Here is a 17,118-nt window from a genome sequence, read left to right on the forward strand (position 1 = left end):
AAACGGAGTTCGGATGGGACGTCGATTCAGCCGCCGTGGCGTGCTGCTCGCGGCCGGTGGTGCGGTCATCGCCGGGGCACTCGCCCGCCCCGCGCCCGCCGGTGCCGCCTACTCGACCGTCGACACCTACGCGACCACCGTCAACGGCGACGCCGCGGACGTGTACCACCCGCACACCTCCTCGCCGCACCAGCCGTGGCCGGTCGTGCTGCTCCTGCAGGGCGCCGCCGTCGGGCGGGCCAACTACGCCGGCTTCGCGCGCAAGGTCGCCTCCTACGGCTTCGTCGTGGTCGTCCCCGACCACACCCGGGTCCTGTTCGGGGTGCCCGGCCTGTACGCCGACGGCGCCGAGGCGACCTGGACCGTCGCCTGGGCCGCCGCCGAGAACGCCCGCACCGGCTCGCCGCTGTACGGCCGGATCGACGCCGGCACGCTGCTGCTCACCGGCCACTCGTTCGGCGGCGCCGCCGGGCTGGGGCTGTCCACCGGTCTGTCGACGCCCCCGTTCACCGACGCTCCGATCCCGGCGCCGGCCCAGCTCAGGGCGGCCGCGTTCTACGGCACGAACAACGCCGCGCCCGGCACGACGGTCATCCCGCCGGTGGCCAACACGATCCCGGTCGCGCTCATCCAGGGCAGCGCCGACGGCGTCGCCAGCCCGGCCGGCGGCCTCGGCACCTACGCGGTGCTCTCCGGCACGCCGAAGCTGTACGTCAGCCTCACCGGCGCCAACCACTACGGCATCACCGACGTACAGAACCCGGCCGGGGCCCGCCCCGACCTGTCCCCGCAGACCCTCGACCAGGCCGACGGCGTGGAGAACATCGCCCGCTGGTCGGCGCTGTGGCTGCGCGCGCAGCTCGGCGACCCGGTCGGCCGGGCCTGGGTGTACGGGCTCGGCGACGCCGTCGACACCACCGTGGAGACCCAGTTCGAGCGTTGACCGGGGTCGATACGGTGACGGGGTGGAGGACTGGTTCGACATTGCCCTGCTCTGGCTGGCCGGCGCGGCCGCGCTGGTGGTGCTGTGCGCCTGCACCTTCGACGCCGGCTGGATCAACCCGTCCGAGCAGGGCACGGGCCCGTTCGTCACCCCGGAACGGATACACACGTTCCACGTCGTCATCTGGATCGCGGCCGCCGGCTGCCTGCTCTGCCTGGTCCGCGCCTGGTGGGGCGGCACCGGCCTGCCGCTGGCCACGGCGGCCGTGCTCGCCGGCATCGTCGCCGTGTTCGCCATGGCCATCTACTTCCCGCGGCCCCGGGTGGAGCTGCGCGCCGAGGGCTTCGCGGCCGACCGGATCGACGTCGCGACCCGCGGCACGCTGACGTTCTGGAACCGCACCGGCGCCGACCTGGTCATCTGCCTGGGCCTCAGCGGCGACTGCGACACCGGCGCGGCGGGCCCGGCCGACCTGCGCTCACCCGGCCTGACGGTGGCCCCCGACCACCGGGTGAGCGCGGTCATGCCGAAACGCGCGGGCGACTTCCGCATCACCCTGGTCAACCCGGCCCCGGGCGCCACCCGCCGGGACATGGTCATCCGCACGTACGTCGAAAGCGCCTGATGGACGCCACACTCGATGAGCGCCTGGACGAGCTCGACCGGCGCGGACTGGGCCAGGCGGAGACGCTGCTGCGGATGCTCTGCCTGCTGCCGGCCACACCGGTACCGCGGTCCGTCCTGGCCGCTGACCTGATGGCTCGGTCGGAGCTGTTCTGGGGGCTCACCGCGCCGCGCCTGGACGAGCTCGTCGAGGCCCTCGCCAGTGCCGGACTGGTGCAGGGCGGCGACCGGCTTCTCCGCCTGGACGAGGCGACAGCCGCGGCCGCCCACGCCGGCCTCGACCGGTCGGGGCAGCTCCCGGCGTGCGTGGCGCTGTGGGCGACCCTGCTGTTCGTGGCCACCGCCGACTCGGAGGCCGGCGTGGCCGACGACCCGGCCGCGGCGGACGCCTGGGAAATGCTGACTCCATTGGTACTGCGAGTGTTCGCGCACCTGGTCGACGACGCCACGCATCAGGACCCGCGCGACGTCGACCTGATCGCCAACGCCTGCCTGCACGCCACCGAGTACCTGGCGTCGGCGGGCCGGACCGCACAGGCCCGTGACGCGGCGGCCGCCGTGTTCGACGGTTGCCGGCTCGTGCTCGGCCCGGACGAGCACCGGACGCTGCTGGCGCTGGCGTTCCTCGGGTCCTGGACCGGCCACGCCGGCGACCCGGAGGGCGCCTGCGCACACTACGCGCGCTTCCTCGAGGCGTCCGTCCGCCGCAACGGGGAGGACGACGAGGACAGCGACCTGGCCCGGATCAACCTCGCCACGTGGACCGGCCGGGCCGGCCGACCGGCGGAGGCCGGCGAGCACTGTGCGGCCCTCGTCCGGATCCGCGAGCGGGTCCACGGTCCCGAGCACCCGCGGACGCTGACGGCCCGCGCCTCCCTGGCGCACTGGACCGGCGAGGCGGGCGACCCGGCCGGCGCCCGGGACCGCTACGGGGAACTGCTGCCGCTCGCCGAACGGGTGTGGGGCCCGGAGCACCCCGAGACGGTGTCGATCAGGGAGGCGGTCCGGGACTGGCAGGGTCTGGCGGAGGCGGGCTGAGCGACCGGTCCGCGCCGATGTGCACGAACCCGGCCCAGGCCGAGGGGTGCGCCGGATACCTGTCCCGCAGGCGCCTGGCGGCCAGGTTCACCGCGCGCGCCACCGAGCTCGACGCCAGCGCCGCGTAGGTGTGCCGGGTGGCCCTGGCGGAGACGGCGTCCGGGACCTCCCACAGGTTGCCGATGACCGTGGTGAAGCCGGCCAGCCGGAACGCCGTGCAGATGTGGATGCTCTCGTCGGGCAGCCGGGCACTCCCGTGGGCGGTCGCACACGCGGACAGGTAGGCGAGCGCGCCCTCCCGGCGCCGGCCGGCGATCTCCCTGATCCGCAGCGTGCCGTCACGCAGTACCAGATGGCTGTCCGAGGGTCGCGACGGGTCGGCCCTGGCGTGGCAGGCGAAGTGGACCCAGTCGGCCTCGGCCAGGTGGTCGAGCACCGCCGCCCGGGTCGCCCGCTCCGGCGGGACGAGGGTGACGGCGTCCCCGAAGAGCGCGCGCACCAGGTCGGCCTCCCGGGCCGCCCGGGGAAGCGCGGGCTGGCCGGCGGTCTCCGGTAGTGAGAACACCACGGGCGCCGCGGCCGACCCGGGACCGGCCCGGCCGAGGCTGGCGACCGTCGGCGTGTAGGAGCTCACCACGCGGTCCAGGGCCGAGCGGTCGCCGGCCCCGCCCGTGGCCGGGTGTCCGGCGGCGTGCAGCGGCAGGAACGACAGCGGGCCGGTCGGCACCCACCACACTGGACGGTCCGGCGGCACGACGCCCGCGTCGAGCACGGGGCCGACGACCGTGTCCCACAGCCAGGCCAGCGTCGCCGGCAGCACCGCGTCCCGGTCCTCGGCTGTCTTGGTCCGGTGCAGCTCGTTCACCCGCGCGGCGGCGTCGTCGAGGCGCAGGTCCGGCAGCGGTACCGCCCGGGTCGCGCCGGCGGTCAGCACCAGCGCGTCGCAGCGGTACCGCGACAGGTTCACGACGATCACGGCGCGCCCGTCGGCGGTCGCGCGGAGGTCGCCGACGCGGGGTGGTTCGAGGAACGCCGCCAACCCGGGCACCGCGCGGATCTGCGCGACGACGGCGTCGCGCTCCAGCGCCAGCCGCTGACGCCCCGGCACCGGCGACTCCAGCTGCCGGTGGAGCGTCACCAGCCGCTCGGCGAGCACCGGCGCGCGCACGCGCACCTCGTCGGCGTCGGAGCGCAGGTTCAGCGTCCGGGTCAGCAGCACCCCGCGCCCCTGCTCCAGGATCTCCAGCGCGCCGTCCGGGTCGTCCAGCGCGACGGCGACCGCGGCGGCGGACCCGGCCAGCCCGGAGAACTCGACGAGCAGCCGCTCCTGGTCGTCGCGGTGCAGGCCCAGCCAGGCGACGAGGTCCAGCAGCCCGACCGCCGTCCTGAACGCGTCCCGGGCGCTGCGCAGGTCACCGTCGTCGGCGTGGAGGTGGCCCAGCCGCTGCGCGGCCATCGCGCGGTGCAGCGTCGTGGCCTGCGCCGTGCCCGCGAGGCGCCGGTACGCCGCGGTGGCCGCGGTGAACGCCTCCCGCCCGCCGCCCCGGCGGAACCGGGCCCGATGGCCGTCGCCGAGGTTGAGCAGCACGTCGGCGAGCTCGAAGTTGTCCGGGTCCAGGCGGCCGACCGCGTCGGTCAGCACGCCGACCCCCTCCGCCAGGACCGCGTCGTCGGCGCTCGACCCGCCCAGGCTGAGCAGCGTGCCGCCCAGGTTCGAAAGGTGCAGCAGCTGCTCCGGGCTCCCGGCGGGGCTGCGGGCGACCGCGGTGCGCAGCAGCTCGACCGACTCGCGCAAGGGCTCCTCGGCCCGCGTCTCCACGCCGGCCCGGTGCAGGCAGTGCGCCAGCTCCGCGAGGTAGGTGGGGCACGCCGGATGGCCGGCGGGAACCTCGGCGACCACGCCCCGCAGCAGCTGCTCCGCCTCGCCGAGCGAGGCCCGGTCGGACGTGTACTCGAACCGGTTCCGCAGGGCGAGCGCCAGGTTCGACCGGTACGTCAGCCGGTCGGGGCCGGTCGCCGGCGCCAGCTGGACCGCCTCGCGCAGGCAGGCGATCGCGTCGTCCAGCGCGGCCACGTCACCGACCCGGGCGAAGCTCGTGCGCAGCGCGGTGGCCCGCTGGTTGAGGTGGACGGGACGGTCCGGGTCGGCCGGACCGACGTGCCGCAGCGCCCGGTCCAGCACGGCGTTCGCCTCGACGAGCAGCGCGGTGTCCCCCGCCGCGACGGCCTTCGCGACCAGCGCGTCGGCCAGCCCCGCGAAGACGCCGGGCAGGGCCGGGTGCCCGGCCGGCACGATGCCCGCCGCCCGCCGGAACGCCGCGACGGCGGCGTCGAGGCGGGCGCCGTCACCGGTCTGGCGGGCGGCGAACATCTGCGTGTTGCCGAGGTTCGCCACGATCTGCGCGTGCGTGGCCGGTGCGGTCACGGTCGTCGCGGCGGCGCGCTCGTGCGCGGAGACCGCCTCGTCGAGCGGCCCCAGGTCGCCGGAGCGCTCCATCCGGCGCAACAGGGCCAGGCCGAGGTTCGCCCAGACCCGGGACACGCCCGGCTCGTCGGCGGGCAGCCCGGCCGTCGCCGCGCGCAGCACCGTCACCGCCTCGTCCACCGCGCCTTCGTCGCCGGTGCGTTCGTGGAGCCGCACGAGGCACATCCCCAGCCCCGACAGGTCGGCCACCCGCCGCGGGCCGGCCGCGTCGACGGCGGCCCGGTAGGCCTCCACCGCCGCGCGCAGCGCCGGCTCGTCGCCGGTCAGCTCGAAGCGGTGGTAGAGCGCCACGGCCAGGTCATCCGGGCGGCCGGCCGGTCCCGCGCTCTGCCGCAGCTCGGCGATCGCCTCGTCGAGCAGGCGCAGGTCACCCTCGTGCTGGGCCTGCTGCGCGAGCCGGCGCGCCGCCCGGTGGCGGCTCGCGGCCGACGGTGACTCCGGCATGCCGGGCGGCCCTCCCTGTCGCGGTTCGAGCATCGGCTGACGGCCTCCTGCACCATAACCGGACGGCGGCCGGGTCAGCGTGGGGCCGGTTGCTCCGCGAGGAGGCGGCCGAGCCAGTCGCTGCGGGTCCGGCGGGCGGCGGCCGAGAGGGGTGCCGCCGGGTAGAGGGCGTCGAAGCCGTGGAAGCCGCCGGCCCAGATGTGCAGGTCGGCGCGGCCGCCGGCGGCCCAGATGCGGGCGGCGTAGTCGGCGCTCTCGTCCCGGAAGACCTCGGCCGAGCCGGCGTCGACGTAGGTGGCGGGCAGGCCGGAGAGGTCGCCGGCGAGTGCGGGTGAGACGTACGCGGGCACCTCGCCGTCGAACCCGTCGAGCACGGACTGCCAGCCGAACTCGTTCATCTGCCGGGTCCAGACGCCGGGGTCGCCGGAGAACTGCCGGCTCGACGTGGTGGTGTTGCGGTGGTCGAGCATCGGGCCGATCAGCACCTGCGCGGCGATCGGCGGGGTGCCGCGGTCGCGGGCCATCAGCGTGATCCCGGCGGCGAGGCCGCCGCCCGCGCTGGCGCCCGCGACGACGATGCGGGCCGGGTCGATGCCCAGCTCGGCGGCGTGCCCGGCGGTCCAGGCCAGGCCGTGGTAGCAGTCGTCGACCAGGGCCGTGCCGGTGGCCTCGGGTGCCAGCCGGTACTCCACGGAGATCACGACGGCGCCGAACTGTTCCAGCCACTCCAGCGGGATGTCGAGCTGCGAGTAGCGGTTGCCCATGACCATCCCGCCGCCGTGGATCCAGTAGACACACGGCGGTGCGGCGGCGGGCGCCGGGCCGGCGGGGCGCAGGATCGACAGGGCGATCGGGGTGCCGTCCGGGCCGGGGATCGTGATCTCGCGCCGGTCGACGGCGCGGCCGTCCAGCAGCGGCTCGACCGGCTGGGCCGCGAACGGGCGGATCTGGGCGAGGGCCTCGGCGTCGAGCCCGGGCATGAGGGGCAGGTCGGCGAGCAGGGCGCGCAGGTGGGGGTCGAAGTCGGGTCGGGTCGTCATCGCGGGGGTCCTTTCTCGAAGTGGTTGCGACTCAGAAGGTGGCCTTGCCGCCGACCGGTACCTCGTCGCTGTACTGCGACTCCCCGTCGAGCAGCGGCTGGAGCCGGGCGACGAGCGCCTGCGCGGGCTCGGTGGCGAAGAACGCGGCGTGGGCCTCCGGACTGGTCCAGCCCTCGGTGACGTGCACGACGTCGGGGTTGCCGGCCGAGCGGCCGACCAGGAAGACGACGCAGTCCGGATGCGGCAGGGACGGCGCCGCGAGCAGCAGCGCGACCACCTCGTCGCCCAGGCCCGGCCGGGCCGTCATGGTGGCGTGGAAACCATGTGTCGCGAGCATCGAATTCTCTCCTTCAGTGGATGTACGTCGGAAACCGATGCTTTGATTCAAGCAGGCTGAGCAGCAAATACGGTAGAACGATGCTCGCTTCCCCTTGCCTGATCCTCCAATCAGTGCGAGCATCGGTGCATGACGCTTGACGTGCTGCGGGACCTGCTCGCCCGGCACGCCCGGGCCGACCAGCGCACGCCCATCGATGACGTGCTGATCTCCCGGGTCGACCACACCGGCCCACCGGCGCCGTCGATGTCAGGCGCGATCCTGGCGGTCGTCGCGCAGGGCGCGAAGCGGATCGCCCTCGGCGACCGGGTCTACGAGTACGGCCCCGGGCAGTACCTCATCGCCTCGGTCGACCTGCCGATCACGGGGCAGTTCACCGAGGCCAGCCCCGACCGGCCCGCGCTCGGCTTCGGCCTGGTCCTGCGCCCGGCCGGCATCGCCGAGCTCATGCTGCACGCGGCCCCCGGCGACCTGCCGGCCGCCGCCGGCGGCACACCGTCCGGACTGGCCGTCAGCGACGCCCCCGCCGAGCTGCTCGACGCGGTAATCCGGCTGCTGCGCCTGATCGAGCGACCGCGCGACCTCACCGTGCTGGCACCGCTCATCAAGCGGGAGATCCTCTGGCGGGTCCTCACCGGCGACCAGGGTGCGGCGGTGCGCCAGCTCGGCCTGGCCGACAGCGGCCTCACCCACATCGCGCGGACGGTCCAGTGGATCCGCGACCACTACACGCAGCCGTTCCGGGTCGAGGACCTGGCGCAGCTGGCCGGCATGAGCGTGTCCGCCTTCTACCGCAACTTCCAGGCGGTCACCGCGAGCAGCCCCATCCAGTTCCAGAAGCAGATCCGGCTCCAGCAGGCGCGGCTCCTGCTCGCGGCCCGGCCCGACGACATCACCGGCGTCAGCCGCAGCGTCGGCTACGACAGCCCGTCACAGTTCAGCCGCGAGTACCGCCGCCAGTTCGGCCGCCCACCCAGCCAGGACACCACCCGCCTGCGCGCGCCCGAGGACCACGACCGGGAGCCCGCCGCCGCGCCGGCGCTGCCCTGACCCGGCCTCGCGGATCAGCTCGGCCGGAACCATTCCCGGGCGGCGGCCGTGTTGGGCAGGGCGAGGCACAGCAGCGGGTACGACGCGGCGAGCAGGTACGCCGGCACCGGCATGGGCCACCCCGCCACGACGAGCGTGACCACGCCGGCCAGCACCAGGGCGCCGAGGACGACGGACACCGTGCGGGCCCACGGGCGGCCCTGCCGCAGGCGCCGGCCCAGGACGAGGGCCAGGCCGCCCCACCCGCCCGCCACGAGGGCCGCGGCGGCCAGGATCGCGATGGCCTGGGCGGCGGTCAGCGTGTCGGGGCCGCCGTAGGAGGGCTTCCGGGCGACCACCGACGCGGCCCACACGAGCAGCGCCGCGCCGGCCAGGCCGCCGGCGCCCATGAGGTACTGCACGACCGCCAGCGTCCGCACCTCGAGCGGCGCCCCGACTCCGTTTCCCACCCGAGCGACCCTGCCAGACCGGCCGGGGCGGCGAATCCCCGATCCGTGCCGCTAGTCTGCCGGCATGGGCGCTTCGAGCTGGACCTGGCAGGTGCCGTACGAGCCGGACATCGCCGCCGCGCTCCAGCGGGCCCGGCAGGAGGCCTACGACCAGGGCGAGTTCTACCGGCAGCCGCCGAACGAGCAGGCCCACTCGATGACCGAGGAGGAGTACGTCGCCGCCGAGCTGGCGTTCATGCGGGCGAGCATGGCCGAGGCCTTCGGCTACGACGTCGGTGAGCCCGACGACGGGATGGCCCGCCTGTCCTGGTACGCCGCCCATGTCGACGTGCGCGACCCCGACTCGCTGCTGGAGTCGCAGCCGTTCTCCGGCACCCACTCGGTCATCGACGTGACGCCGTCCACGATCTCCCCGGTGCCGGACGACGAGCTGCTGGACCTGTTCGGCACGCCGCACCCGAGCCCGGAGGCGGTGGAGGCGGCCCTCGCCGACCGCACGCTCGACGGACACCAGCGCGACCACGGCCGGTACGTCGTCACCTACACGGACGGTACTGCGGCCACCATCGTCTTCCTCGGTTACAGCGGCGACTGAGCGCCTGTCCCCACCGGCTCAGCGCCGGGCGGTCACCGTCATCCGGGCGAATCCGATGACGTGACCGCTCATCGTGAACCCGGTCACGGCGGGCGGGGTGGCCGCCGGCAGGTCCAGGCTCGTCACGTCCAGGGCATGGACGGTGATCTGGTACCGGTGCGCAATGTCGCCGGCGGGCGGGCACGGGCCCAGATACCCGGTCTGCCCGGCGTCGTCGACGCCGGGCACCGCTCCGGCCGGTGGCGTCGTGTCCAGCGTGGTGGTCCCGCCCGGGATGTCCCACTGCAGCGTGCCCGGCGCCGCGGTGCTCGACGCTCTGGCGGATGCGCTGCTGCTGTCCGAGCCGGAGCGACGGCACCTGCACCTGATCGCCAGGAGCGAGTCGCCGGCCCCGCGACACCGGCCGGCGCCGGTCAGCGCCTCACTGCGGGCGCTGCTGGCGGGGATGCCGATGCTGCCCGCCTATGTCGTCGACTTCCGGTTCGACGTGCTCGCCCGCAACGAGGCCGCGGCGGCGCTGTTCGGTGCCGGCTTCGGCACCGGGACGGCGGCGAACATCGCACGCCTCGTGTTCCTGGATCCGGCGACCCGCCGGACGCAGCTGGACTGGGACCGGGTCGCCCGGGAGACGGTCGGCAACCTGCGCGCCAACCTGGCCCGCCACCGCGGCGACGCCCGGCTCGGTGGACTCGTCACCGAGCTGCGCGACGGCAGCGCCGAGTTCGGCGACTGGTGGCAGGACCACACCGTGCAGGAGCGCAACCACGGCCGCAAGCGCATCCGCCATCCGGTCGGCGGCGAGCTCACCGTCAGCTACGACGTGCTCGCCACCCTGGACGACTCCGACCAGCGGCTGTTCGTCCTCACCCCGGCTGACGCGGCATCGGAACGGGCATTGCGCGCGATCATCGGCCAGCACAGCCAGCGGCTGACCCGACCGGCCTCCGTCGCCTGAACCGTGTTCAGCGGCCCAGGCCGTAGCGGGCGGCCAGCGCCTCGACGGCGTCCTTGGCCTCCTTGAGGCCGGCGCCGGTCGCCTCGCGGTACAACTTGATCGCATGGATCTTGCGACCGGCCTGGAGCTCCTCGAGGACGCCCGCGGGCGCGGGTGGCTCGGGGACCTCGATGCCGAGGTGGGCGAGGAGCAGGTCGAGCTTGCGTTCGACGGCGGCCAGTTGCGCCGACAGGGAGCGGTCCGGCCCACTCGGTCTCAGCAGCACGAACGTGAATGTATCAGCATTCCGCGCAGGGAATTGCCGGGTCCGGGGGCCGATCCGAGGATGCTTGCATGATTGACATCGACCCGCAGGAACTCGCCGAACGATACATCGCCCAGTGGACCGAGCCCGACCCCGCGAAGCGGCGGGACGCGATCGAGCGCCTCTGGGCCGACGACGCCGCGCACGTGCTGCACCCGCCGGTCGAGATCCGCCAGGCCGCCGACCGGCTCGGGTTCGCGGACCAGGCGCTGCGGGCCGAGGGCCACGACGCGATCGAGCGCCGGGTCGCGCGCAGCTACGACGACTTCGTCGCCGGCCAGGGGTTCACCTTCCGGGCCCGGGGCGGCGCGGTCCGCCTCGACGGCGTCGTGCGGATCGGCTGGGAGGCGGTGCTCGGCGGGGAGGTCCACGGCGGCGGGGAGGACCTGCTCGTCCTCGCCGCCGACGGGCGGATCCAGACCGACTACATGTTCCCCGGGTAGTCCGCGAGCGCCGCGGCCGTCGCCGCGTCGGCGGGCAGGAACGCCTCCAGTTTCAGCTCGGCGAGGGTCACGTCGACGGCCGTGGCGAACGTCGTGATCGTGGTCATCAGGTGCAGCTCGCCGCGGGACGAGGCCAGGTGCAGCGGGACGGCGAAGCCCAGCGGGGCGTCGTCGGGCCCGAGCTCCGGCACGTACGCGGCGAGCTCGTCGCGCAGCTGCGGCAGGTGGTCGAGCCGCGCCACGATGTGCCGGGACCACTCGGCGAGGTTGCGGATGCGCGGCGCGATGCCCCGCGGGTGCAGCGCCAGGCGGTACACGTTGCGCCCCGGCCCCACGAGGTCCGCCGCCGCGCCCTCGGTGACCAGCCCGAACGCCTCGTTCGCGGCGACCAGCCCGCCACCGCCGTCGACGACGATCGCCGGGTACGGCAGGTGCCCGCGCAGGATGTGCCCGATCGCCTCGCGGACCGGCACGAGGGCCGCGTCGTCGAGCCCGGACTCGGGGTAGGCCGGCGCGTACCCGGCCGCGAGCAGCAGCGCGTTGCGCTCCCGCAGCGGCAGGTCCAGCGACTCGGCCAGCCGCACCACCATGTTGCGCCCGGGCACCGACCGCCCCGACTCGATGAAGCTCACGTGCCGCTGCGTCGTGCCCGCGCGCAGCGCGAGGTCGAGCTGGCTGAGCCGCAGGCTGGTCCGGCGTTCACGCAGGGCGGAAGGGAAGTCCACGGATCCATATTCCCTTGGCGGAATTGCCGCCGGTGCGGGTCCCGGCCGAGCATTTGACCATGGATTCCGGTGTACTGCTGCCGACCGGCAAAGCCCAGTGGGGCCCCGCCGACGACCCTCGCGACCTCGTCGGCTTCGGCCGCGCCGCCGAACAGGCGGGCTTCGCCTCACTGTGGGTCAACGACTCGCTCATCAGCCCGCGGATCGAGGCGCTGACCATGCTCGCCGCACTGGCCCCGGCGACCGGGCGGGTGACCCTCGGCACCGCCGCGCTGCTGCCGTTCCTGCGCCGCCCGGTCCAGGCGGCCCAGGCCCTCGCCTCGATCGACCTGCTGTCCGGCGGCCGCCTGGTGGCCGCGGTCGGCGCGGGCTTCCCCGGCCGGTTCGGGCGCCCCTTCTACGATCTTTCCGAAGTACCGTGGGAGCAGCGATTCCTGCGGCTCGACGAGACCGTCGCCCTGTGGCGGGCGCTGTGGGACGGCGCCTCCTCGTTCCACGGCAAGCTGCTCAGCTTCGACGACCTCCCGCCCGCCACACGCCCCTTCCGCCCGGGCGGCCCGCCGATCTGGCTCGGCGGCTTCACGCCGGGCGCGTTCGCCCGGGCGGGCCGGCTGTACGACGGCTGGCTGCCCTATCCGCCGGAGCCTGCCGACTACGCCACCGGCCTGCGGGCGGTCCGCGACGCCGCCGGCGGTCGCCCGGTGACCCCGGCGCTGTTCGTCACCGTGCGCGTCGACCGCAACGTGTCCGCCGGCCGGCGGGTCCTCGACGACTATGCTCGGGTCAACTACGGCATGCCCCTTGCCGACCTGGAGCGGATCCAGGCGGTGGTGACCGGCACGGCGTCGGAGGTGCGGATGGCACTCGACCGGTACGCGGCCGCGGGCGCGCAGCACGTCGTGCTCCGCCTGGGCGGCCTCGACCTGCGCGACCAGCGCGAGCAGCTGGAGCGCGTGGCGGGCGTGCTGTGATCGCCCGGATCTGGCGGGGCTGGGCCCCGCCCGCGACGGCGGACGAGTACCAGCGCCACTACGCCTCCGAGGTCGCCGGGCACCTGTCGCAGGTGCCCGGGTTCCGCGGTGCCCGCCTGCTCCGCTCGCCCGACGGCGATCTCGTGCTGTTCACCTCGATCACGTACTTCGAGGACATGTCGGCGGTGCGGTCCTTCGCGGGCGTCTCGTTCGACCGGGCCGTGGTCGAGGAGGCGGCCCGGCGGGTGCTGACCCGCTGGGACGAGCACGTCACCCACCACGAGGTCGTGGTGAACCTAGGCCTTGCCGGCCCAGAACCGGTCTAGCTGGTCGCAGATGAAACTCGTGCGCTCCTGGAAGACCCAGTGGCCGCACTCCTCGACGACCCCGCCGTAGGCCTCGGTGGCGATGGCGTTGGCGCTGTCGATGCAGTGCGTGCCGAACGACGACCGGCCGCCCCAGGCCATCATCGGCACGATGAGCTGCTGCGCGGTCAGCTGCCGGGTCTCGGCGGCGATCTGCGGGATGGACCCGTACAGGTTCAGGCTGCCGCGCAGGGTGCCCGGCTGGCGCATCGCGGCGACGTACGCCTGGACCTCCTCCTCCGGTACGGCGTCCGGGTTGTAGGCGAAGTCGCGGAAGAAGTGGCGCAGGTACTGCTCCTCGCGCCCCTCCACCAGCATCCGCGTGACGTCCATGTTCCTGTGCATGCCGAGGTGCCAGTAGGCGACCTGCGGGTCGACGTAGCCGGGGTAGTCGAGCCCGAAGAACGGTGTCTCGATGGTTGCGAGCGACAGCGCCCTGCCGCCGCTGAGGTAGGCGAGCGCGACCGCGGGCGGCCCGCCGAGGTCGTGGCTGAGGATGTGGAAGTGCTCGACCCCTGCCTCGTCGAGCAGTCCGAGCATGTCGGAGGCGATGGCGGTGGGCTCGTACCCGCTCTGCGGCTTGTCGCTGTCCCCGCAGCCGCGCAGGTCGGGCGCGAAAAAGCGGTAGCGGTCCCCGAGCCGGTCGATCAGGGGGCGGTACTGCCGGTGCGACTCCGGCCACCCGTGCATCCCGAGCACGACCGGCCCGGTACCGCCGGTGATGTAATGCAGCCGGATCCCGTTGGTCTCGACGCGATGATGGCGGATGTCCATCGCGGACGACTACCCACCCGGACCCGGCCAAACAACGCCGGGGCGGGCCGGCGGCGAACGTGCACGCTGCCCGCATGCCACCGGCCACTTCGCCGGCTCCCCGTTCGACCCGGCTCAGCCGGGAGCGCCGCCGCGCCGGGCCAGCGCGGCCAGGACCGCGTCGAGGGACAGGTCCGCGGCGCTGGGCAGGAGCAGGTCCGCGGCCGTGAAACGGCCGGCGTCCGCGTGCGGGTTCGGCACCGCCACGCAGCGCAGCCCGGCCGCGTGCGCCGCCGCCACGCCGTGCGCGGTGTCCTCGAACGCGACCGCGTCCTCCGCCGGCAGCCCGAGCCGATCCAGCGCCAGCAGGTAGACAGCCGGATCCGGCTTGTGCGCGGCCACCTCCTCGCCGGTCGCCAGCACCTCGAACCGCGCCCGCAGTCCGACCCGCTCCAGCATCGCGCCCACGTGGGTGACCGCGGAACTGCTCGCCACGGCCAACCGCAGCCCCAGCTGCCCGGCCCGGTCCAGCCAGTCGACGATGCCGGGTGCCGGCTCTAGCACTGAGTTCAGTGCGAGCCGGTGGGCCATCCGCAGCGCATGGCTGGACTCGCGGTCGTACGCCGGTCCGACCGCTGCGGCGAGCGCTGTGTAACGCGGCTCGTTCGCGTCGCCGCCGTGGTCGGCGAAGAAGCCGGCCGGATCGAGCTCCATGCCGTGCCGCCGCCACTCCCAGCGCCAGCTCTCCAGCAGCGTGGTCTCCGTGTCCATCAGCAGGCCGTCGAAGTCGAAGATCAGCGCCTTGATCGTCACCGTGCCAGTATCCCGTCCCGGCCGTTGCGCCCAACGGCCGGTATGCCCGGGATTGCCCTGAGGTACACCTGACTCGAATGTCTTTGAAAAGATCTGGGCGTGCTTGTCGAACGGGGTCGGTCCTTTTCGTAGCCCTGGTGAGAGCCCGGCACCGAGCCGGTCCACACACCCGCTGGAGGGCATGATGACCACCACCGTGAACCCGACCCGCGCCACCGCTTCGAGCATCGGTGCGCTGATCCGGACCGGTGTCGTCGCCGCGGCCGTGGCGAGTGCCGCCACGATGGCGGTCGCCGCCGCCGGTCACGCGGCCGGGGTCAGTCTCGACATGGCCGGCGCCCCGATCCCGGTCGCGGGGTTCGGCGTGCTGACCGCTGCGCTTTCCCTGATCGGCGTGGTCATCGCCGGGCTGCTGTCCCGGTTCGCCCGGCGTCCGCGGCGCACGTTCATCCGCACGACGGTGGTGCTGACCGTGCTGTCGCTGGTGCCGGACGCGATCGCCGACGCCGGGGTGGCCACCAAGGCGCTGCTGATGCTCACCCACCTGGTCGCGGCCGCGATCGTGATCCCCGCCGTCGCGCGCCGCCTGGCCGCCTCATGAAGCAGTACCTGCTGTCCGTGCACTCCGTCGAGGGCGCGCCCGCGCTGTCGGACGAGGAGACGCAGACCATGCTCAGGGAGACCGATCGGATCAACGACGAGCTGCGGGCCGCGGGCGCCTGGGTCTTCGGCGGAGGACTCCTGTCGCCGGACAGCGCCACCGTCGTGCGGATCGAGAACGGCACCACCACCATGAGCGACGGGCCGTTCGCCGAGACGAAGGAGCACATCGGCGGGTTCTGGGTCATCAGGTGCGCGGACCTGGACCAGGCGCTGGCCTGGGCCGAGCAGTGCGCGGCGGCCTGCGGCCCGATCGAGGTGCGCCCCTTCGACGACCTGTCCCAAGCCTGAGACATGGACCTGGCGAACATCTACCGCGCGGAGTACGGCCGCTGCGTCGCCACCCTGGCCCGCCTCCTCGGCGACATCAACCTCGCCGAGGAGGCCGTCCAGGAGGCCTTCACCACGGCGCTGCAGAAGTGGCAGACCCCGCCGCCGAACCCGGGCGCCTGGATCGTGACCACCGCACGCAACCGGGCCGTCGACCGGCTCCGCCGGGAGTCGACCCGCGAGGCCCGGCACGCCCAGGCCCTGCTGCTGCACCAACAGGACGATCCCCAGGAGGTGGGACCGGTGAAGGACGACCAGCTGCGACTCATCTTCACCTGCTGCCACCCGGCGCTCGCTCCCGACGCGCGGACCGCCCTCACGCTCCGCCTGCTCGGCGGCCTCGAGGTTCCGGAGATCGCCCGGGCCTACCTGATCCAGGAGGCGACCGTCGCCCAGCGGATCGTGCGCGCCAAGAAGAAGATCCGCGACGCCGGCATCCCGTACCGGGTGCCCGCCGAACACGAGCTGCCGGACCGGCTCCCGCCCGTGCTCACCGTGCTCTACCTGATGTTCAACGAGGGCTACGCGTCCACCGCCGGACCGCTGATCAGATCGGACCTGTGCACCGCGGCGATCCGGCTCGCCCGCGAGCTCGCCGCGCTGATGCCCGACGAGCCCGAGGTCCTCGGCCTGCTCGCGTTGCTGCTGCTGACCGAGGCGCGCCGCCCGGCCCGGCTCGGCCCGACCGGCGAACTGGTGCTGCTGGCCGACCAGGACCGGTCGTTGTGGAACCGGGCCCTCATCGCCGAGGGCCACGACCTGGTCCGCCGCTGCCTGCGGCGCAACCGGCCCGGCCCGTACCAGATCCAGGCCGCGATCAGCGCGGTGCACACCGACGGCGCCGCCACCGACTGGCCGCAGGTCCTGGCACTCTACGACCAGCTCCTCGCCCTCACGCCGACCCCGATCGTCGCGCTCAACCGCGCGGTCGCCGTCGCCGAGGTACACGGACCGGCAGCGGCCCTCGCCGCATTGGAGGACGTCGACCTCCCCGGCTTCCACCGGCTGCCCGCCACCCGGGCCGAACTGCTCGCCCGCCTCGGCCGCGACGCCGAGGCCCGAGCCGCCTACGACCAGGCCATCGCGCTGGCCACCAACGAGACCGAGCGCGCCTTCCTGCAGACCCGCCGTACCACAAGGAGAGCATCATGACCGCGACCTACACCTTCGACGTCTTCTCCAGCCTCGACGGCTTCGCCACCCACCGCGGCGACTGGGGCGGCTACTGGGGCAAGCAGGGCCCCGAGCTGATCGAGCACCGCCTCGCTCTGTACAGCGCGGAGCAGCGCATGGTCTTCGGCGCCGGCACGTACCGGACGTTCGTGCAGCTGCTGGCCCCGAGCACCGACGAGTCCGAGGTCCGCGACGCCTGGGTCACCCGGATGATGAGCTTCCCGACGACGGTGGTGTCGAGCACGCTGAAGGCACCCCTGGACTGGCCGGACGCGACCATCGCGAGCGGCGACGCGGTCGACGTTGTCGCCCGGCTCAAGAAGGAGTCCGAGGTACCGCTGCGCTCGCACGGCAGCCTGTCGATGAACCGGGCGCTGATGGCCGCCGGCCTGGTCGACTTCGTCCAGGTGACGATCTTCCCGGTGATCACCGGCCAGACCGGGACGGAGCCGATCTTCGAGCGTTCGGCCGACTTCGACCTGGACCTGCTCGAGAGCCGAACCCTGGACGGCCGCACCCAGGAACTCACCTACCGCCCGACCCTGCACACCTGAGTCGGTCCGCACATCCGGCGCGCTGATTGTTGCCCCTGATCGGCGGTGTCGGCATGCTGGTCGTTGC

At 74.0% G+C, this 17,118-nt stretch carries 22 protein-coding genes; 13 read left to right on the plus strand and 9 right to left on the minus strand.

Annotated elements, in window-relative coordinates; all coding sequences use genetic code 11:
* The first annotated feature begins 13 nt into the window (after positions 1–13).
* Genes ABZS66_RS11165 through ABZS66_RS11175 form a run of 3 tightly spaced genes read left to right on the plus strand, consistent with a single transcriptional unit; the run spans position 14 to position 2,605 of the window.
* Positions 14–943, plus strand: a complete 930-nt coding sequence (locus tag ABZS66_RS11165; RefSeq protein WP_354756959.1) for a hypothetical protein — start codon at positions 14–16, stop codon at positions 941–943.
* 22 nt (positions 944–965) lie between these two features.
* Entirely contained in the window at positions 966–1,568 is a 603-nt protein-coding gene (locus tag ABZS66_RS11170; RefSeq protein ID WP_354756960.1) for a hypothetical protein, read from the plus strand.
* The gene (locus tag ABZS66_RS11175; RefSeq protein WP_354756961.1) at positions 1,568–2,605 is read left to right on the plus strand and encodes a tetratricopeptide repeat protein; all 1,038 of its coding nucleotides are present in this window, start codon (positions 1,568–1,570) and stop codon (positions 2,603–2,605) included. The genes ABZS66_RS11170 and ABZS66_RS11175 overlap by 1 nt, the downstream gene beginning before the upstream one ends.
* Here ABZS66_RS11175 and ABZS66_RS11180 read toward each other — a convergent pair.
* From ABZS66_RS11180 to ABZS66_RS11190, 3 genes are all read right to left on the minus strand, one after another.
* Positions 2,559–5,534, minus strand: coding sequence for a CHAT domain-containing protein (locus ABZS66_RS11180; protein WP_354756962.1), 2,976 nt, complete (start codon positions 5,532–5,534; stop codon positions 2,559–2,561). The two genes, ABZS66_RS11175 and ABZS66_RS11180, sit on opposite strands and share 47 nt — an antisense overlap.
* Positions 5,535–5,608: 74 nt before the next feature.
* Positions 5,609–6,574, minus strand: coding sequence for an alpha/beta hydrolase (locus ABZS66_RS11185; protein WP_354756963.1), 966 nt, complete (start codon positions 6,572–6,574; stop codon positions 5,609–5,611).
* Between the two features lie 31 nt (positions 6,575–6,605).
* Positions 6,606–6,911: an antibiotic biosynthesis monooxygenase gene (locus ABZS66_RS11190; protein ID WP_354756964.1), complete on the minus strand. Its 306-nt coding sequence runs from the start codon at positions 6,909–6,911 to the stop codon at positions 6,606–6,608.
* A 129-nt stretch (positions 6,912–7,040) separates the two neighbouring features.
* On the opposite strand from ABZS66_RS11190, the gene ABZS66_RS11195 reads away from it, so the two are divergent.
* Positions 7,041–7,961 carry an AraC family transcriptional regulator gene (locus tag ABZS66_RS11195; RefSeq protein WP_354756965.1) on the plus strand — a complete coding sequence of 307 codons (921 nt, stop codon included), beginning with the start codon at positions 7,041–7,043 and terminating at the stop codon, positions 7,959–7,961.
* 14 nt (positions 7,962–7,975) lie between these two features.
* Here the strand turns inward: ABZS66_RS11195 and ABZS66_RS11200 are convergent, their stop codons facing one another.
* Positions 7,976–8,410: a hypothetical protein gene (locus ABZS66_RS11200; RefSeq protein ID WP_354756966.1), complete on the minus strand. Its 435-nt coding sequence runs from the start codon at positions 8,408–8,410 to the stop codon at positions 7,976–7,978.
* Positions 8,411–8,474: 64 nt separating this feature from the next.
* Between ABZS66_RS11200 and ABZS66_RS11205 the strand changes: the two genes are divergently transcribed.
* On the plus strand, positions 8,475–9,005 hold the full coding sequence (locus tag ABZS66_RS11205) for a hypothetical protein (RefSeq protein WP_354756967.1): 531 nt from the start codon (positions 8,475–8,477) through the stop codon (positions 9,003–9,005).
* 18 nt (positions 9,006–9,023) lie between these two features.
* Here the strand turns inward: ABZS66_RS11205 and ABZS66_RS11210 are convergent, their stop codons facing one another.
* The gene (locus ABZS66_RS11210) at positions 9,024–9,233 is read right to left on the minus strand and encodes a YbhB/YbcL family Raf kinase inhibitor-like protein (protein WP_354756968.1); all 210 of its coding nucleotides are present in this window, start codon (positions 9,231–9,233) and stop codon (positions 9,024–9,026) included.
* Positions 9,234–9,252: 19 nt separating this feature from the next.
* On the opposite strand from ABZS66_RS11210, the gene ABZS66_RS11215 reads away from it, so the two are divergent.
* A complete protein-coding gene (locus tag ABZS66_RS11215) occupies positions 9,253–9,960 on the plus strand; it encodes an XRE family transcriptional regulator (RefSeq protein ID WP_354756969.1) in 708 nt (235 codons plus the stop codon).
* Positions 9,961–9,967: 7 nt separating this feature from the next.
* Here ABZS66_RS11215 and ABZS66_RS11220 read toward each other — a convergent pair whose 3' ends face one another.
* Complete coding sequence (locus ABZS66_RS11220; protein ID WP_354756970.1) at positions 9,968–10,225, minus strand: ribosomal protein L7/L12; 258 nt, start codon at positions 10,223–10,225, stop codon at positions 9,968–9,970.
* 68 nt (positions 10,226–10,293) lie between these two features.
* On the opposite strand from ABZS66_RS11220, the gene ABZS66_RS11225 reads away from it, so the two are divergent.
* Positions 10,294–10,707, plus strand: coding sequence for a hypothetical protein (locus ABZS66_RS11225; protein ID WP_354756971.1), 414 nt, complete (start codon positions 10,294–10,296; stop codon positions 10,705–10,707).
* Here the strand turns inward: ABZS66_RS11225 and ABZS66_RS11230 are convergent.
* Positions 10,689–11,432 (minus strand): helix-turn-helix transcriptional regulator, encoded by a 744-nt coding sequence (locus ABZS66_RS11230; RefSeq protein WP_354756972.1) that lies wholly within the window; start codon positions 11,430–11,432, stop codon positions 10,689–10,691. The two genes, ABZS66_RS11225 and ABZS66_RS11230, sit on opposite strands and share 19 nt — an antisense overlap.
* A 59-nt stretch (positions 11,433–11,491) precedes the next feature.
* Here ABZS66_RS11230 and ABZS66_RS11235 point away from each other — a divergent pair, with 59 nt between their 5' ends.
* Positions 11,492–12,403: an LLM class flavin-dependent oxidoreductase gene (locus ABZS66_RS11235; RefSeq protein WP_354756973.1), complete on the plus strand. Its 912-nt coding sequence runs from the start codon at positions 11,492–11,494 to the stop codon at positions 12,401–12,403.
* On the plus strand, positions 12,400–12,729 hold the full coding sequence (locus ABZS66_RS11240; protein WP_354756974.1) for an antibiotic biosynthesis monooxygenase: 330 nt from the start codon (positions 12,400–12,402) through the stop codon (positions 12,727–12,729). Before ABZS66_RS11235 ends, ABZS66_RS11240 begins: the two co-directional genes overlap by 4 nt.
* Here ABZS66_RS11240 and ABZS66_RS11245 read toward each other — a convergent pair.
* Both ABZS66_RS11245 and ABZS66_RS11250 read right to left on the minus strand, forming a co-directional pair.
* Positions 12,700–13,542, minus strand: a complete 843-nt coding sequence (locus tag ABZS66_RS11245; protein WP_354756975.1) for an alpha/beta hydrolase — start codon at positions 13,540–13,542, stop codon at positions 12,700–12,702. The two genes, ABZS66_RS11240 and ABZS66_RS11245, sit on opposite strands and share 30 nt — an antisense overlap.
* A gap of 114 nt (positions 13,543–13,656) precedes the next feature.
* On the minus strand, positions 13,657–14,334 hold the full coding sequence (locus ABZS66_RS11250) for an HAD-IA family hydrolase (RefSeq protein WP_354756976.1): 678 nt from the start codon (positions 14,332–14,334) through the stop codon (positions 13,657–13,659).
* 184 nt (positions 14,335–14,518) lie between these two features.
* Between ABZS66_RS11250 and ABZS66_RS11255 the strand changes: the two genes are divergently transcribed.
* From ABZS66_RS11255 to ABZS66_RS11270, 4 genes are read left to right on the plus strand one after another with little or no spacing between them, the layout of a single operon-like run.
* Positions 14,519–14,935 (plus strand): DUF6069 family protein, encoded by a 417-nt coding sequence (locus tag ABZS66_RS11255; protein ID WP_354756977.1) that lies wholly within the window; start codon positions 14,519–14,521, stop codon positions 14,933–14,935.
* Entirely contained in the window at positions 14,932–15,285 is a 354-nt protein-coding gene (locus tag ABZS66_RS11260; RefSeq protein ID WP_354756978.1) for a YciI family protein, read from the plus strand. Before ABZS66_RS11255 ends, ABZS66_RS11260 begins: the two co-directional genes overlap by 4 nt.
* Before the next feature lie 3 nt (positions 15,286–15,288).
* Positions 15,289–16,476 carry an RNA polymerase sigma factor gene (locus ABZS66_RS11265; protein ID WP_354756979.1) on the plus strand — a complete coding sequence of 396 codons (1,188 nt, stop codon included), beginning with the start codon at positions 15,289–15,291 and terminating at the stop codon, positions 16,474–16,476.
* A complete protein-coding gene (locus ABZS66_RS11270; protein ID WP_354756980.1) occupies positions 16,473–17,051 on the plus strand; it encodes a dihydrofolate reductase family protein in 579 nt (192 codons plus the stop codon). Before ABZS66_RS11265 ends, ABZS66_RS11270 begins: the two co-directional genes overlap by 4 nt.
* Positions 17,052–17,118: the final 67 nt, after the last annotated feature.

This window comes from Dactylosporangium sp. NPDC005572 (assembly GCF_040605515.1).
Taxonomy (GTDB): domain Bacteria; phylum Actinomycetota; class Actinomycetes; order Mycobacteriales; family Micromonosporaceae; genus Dactylosporangium.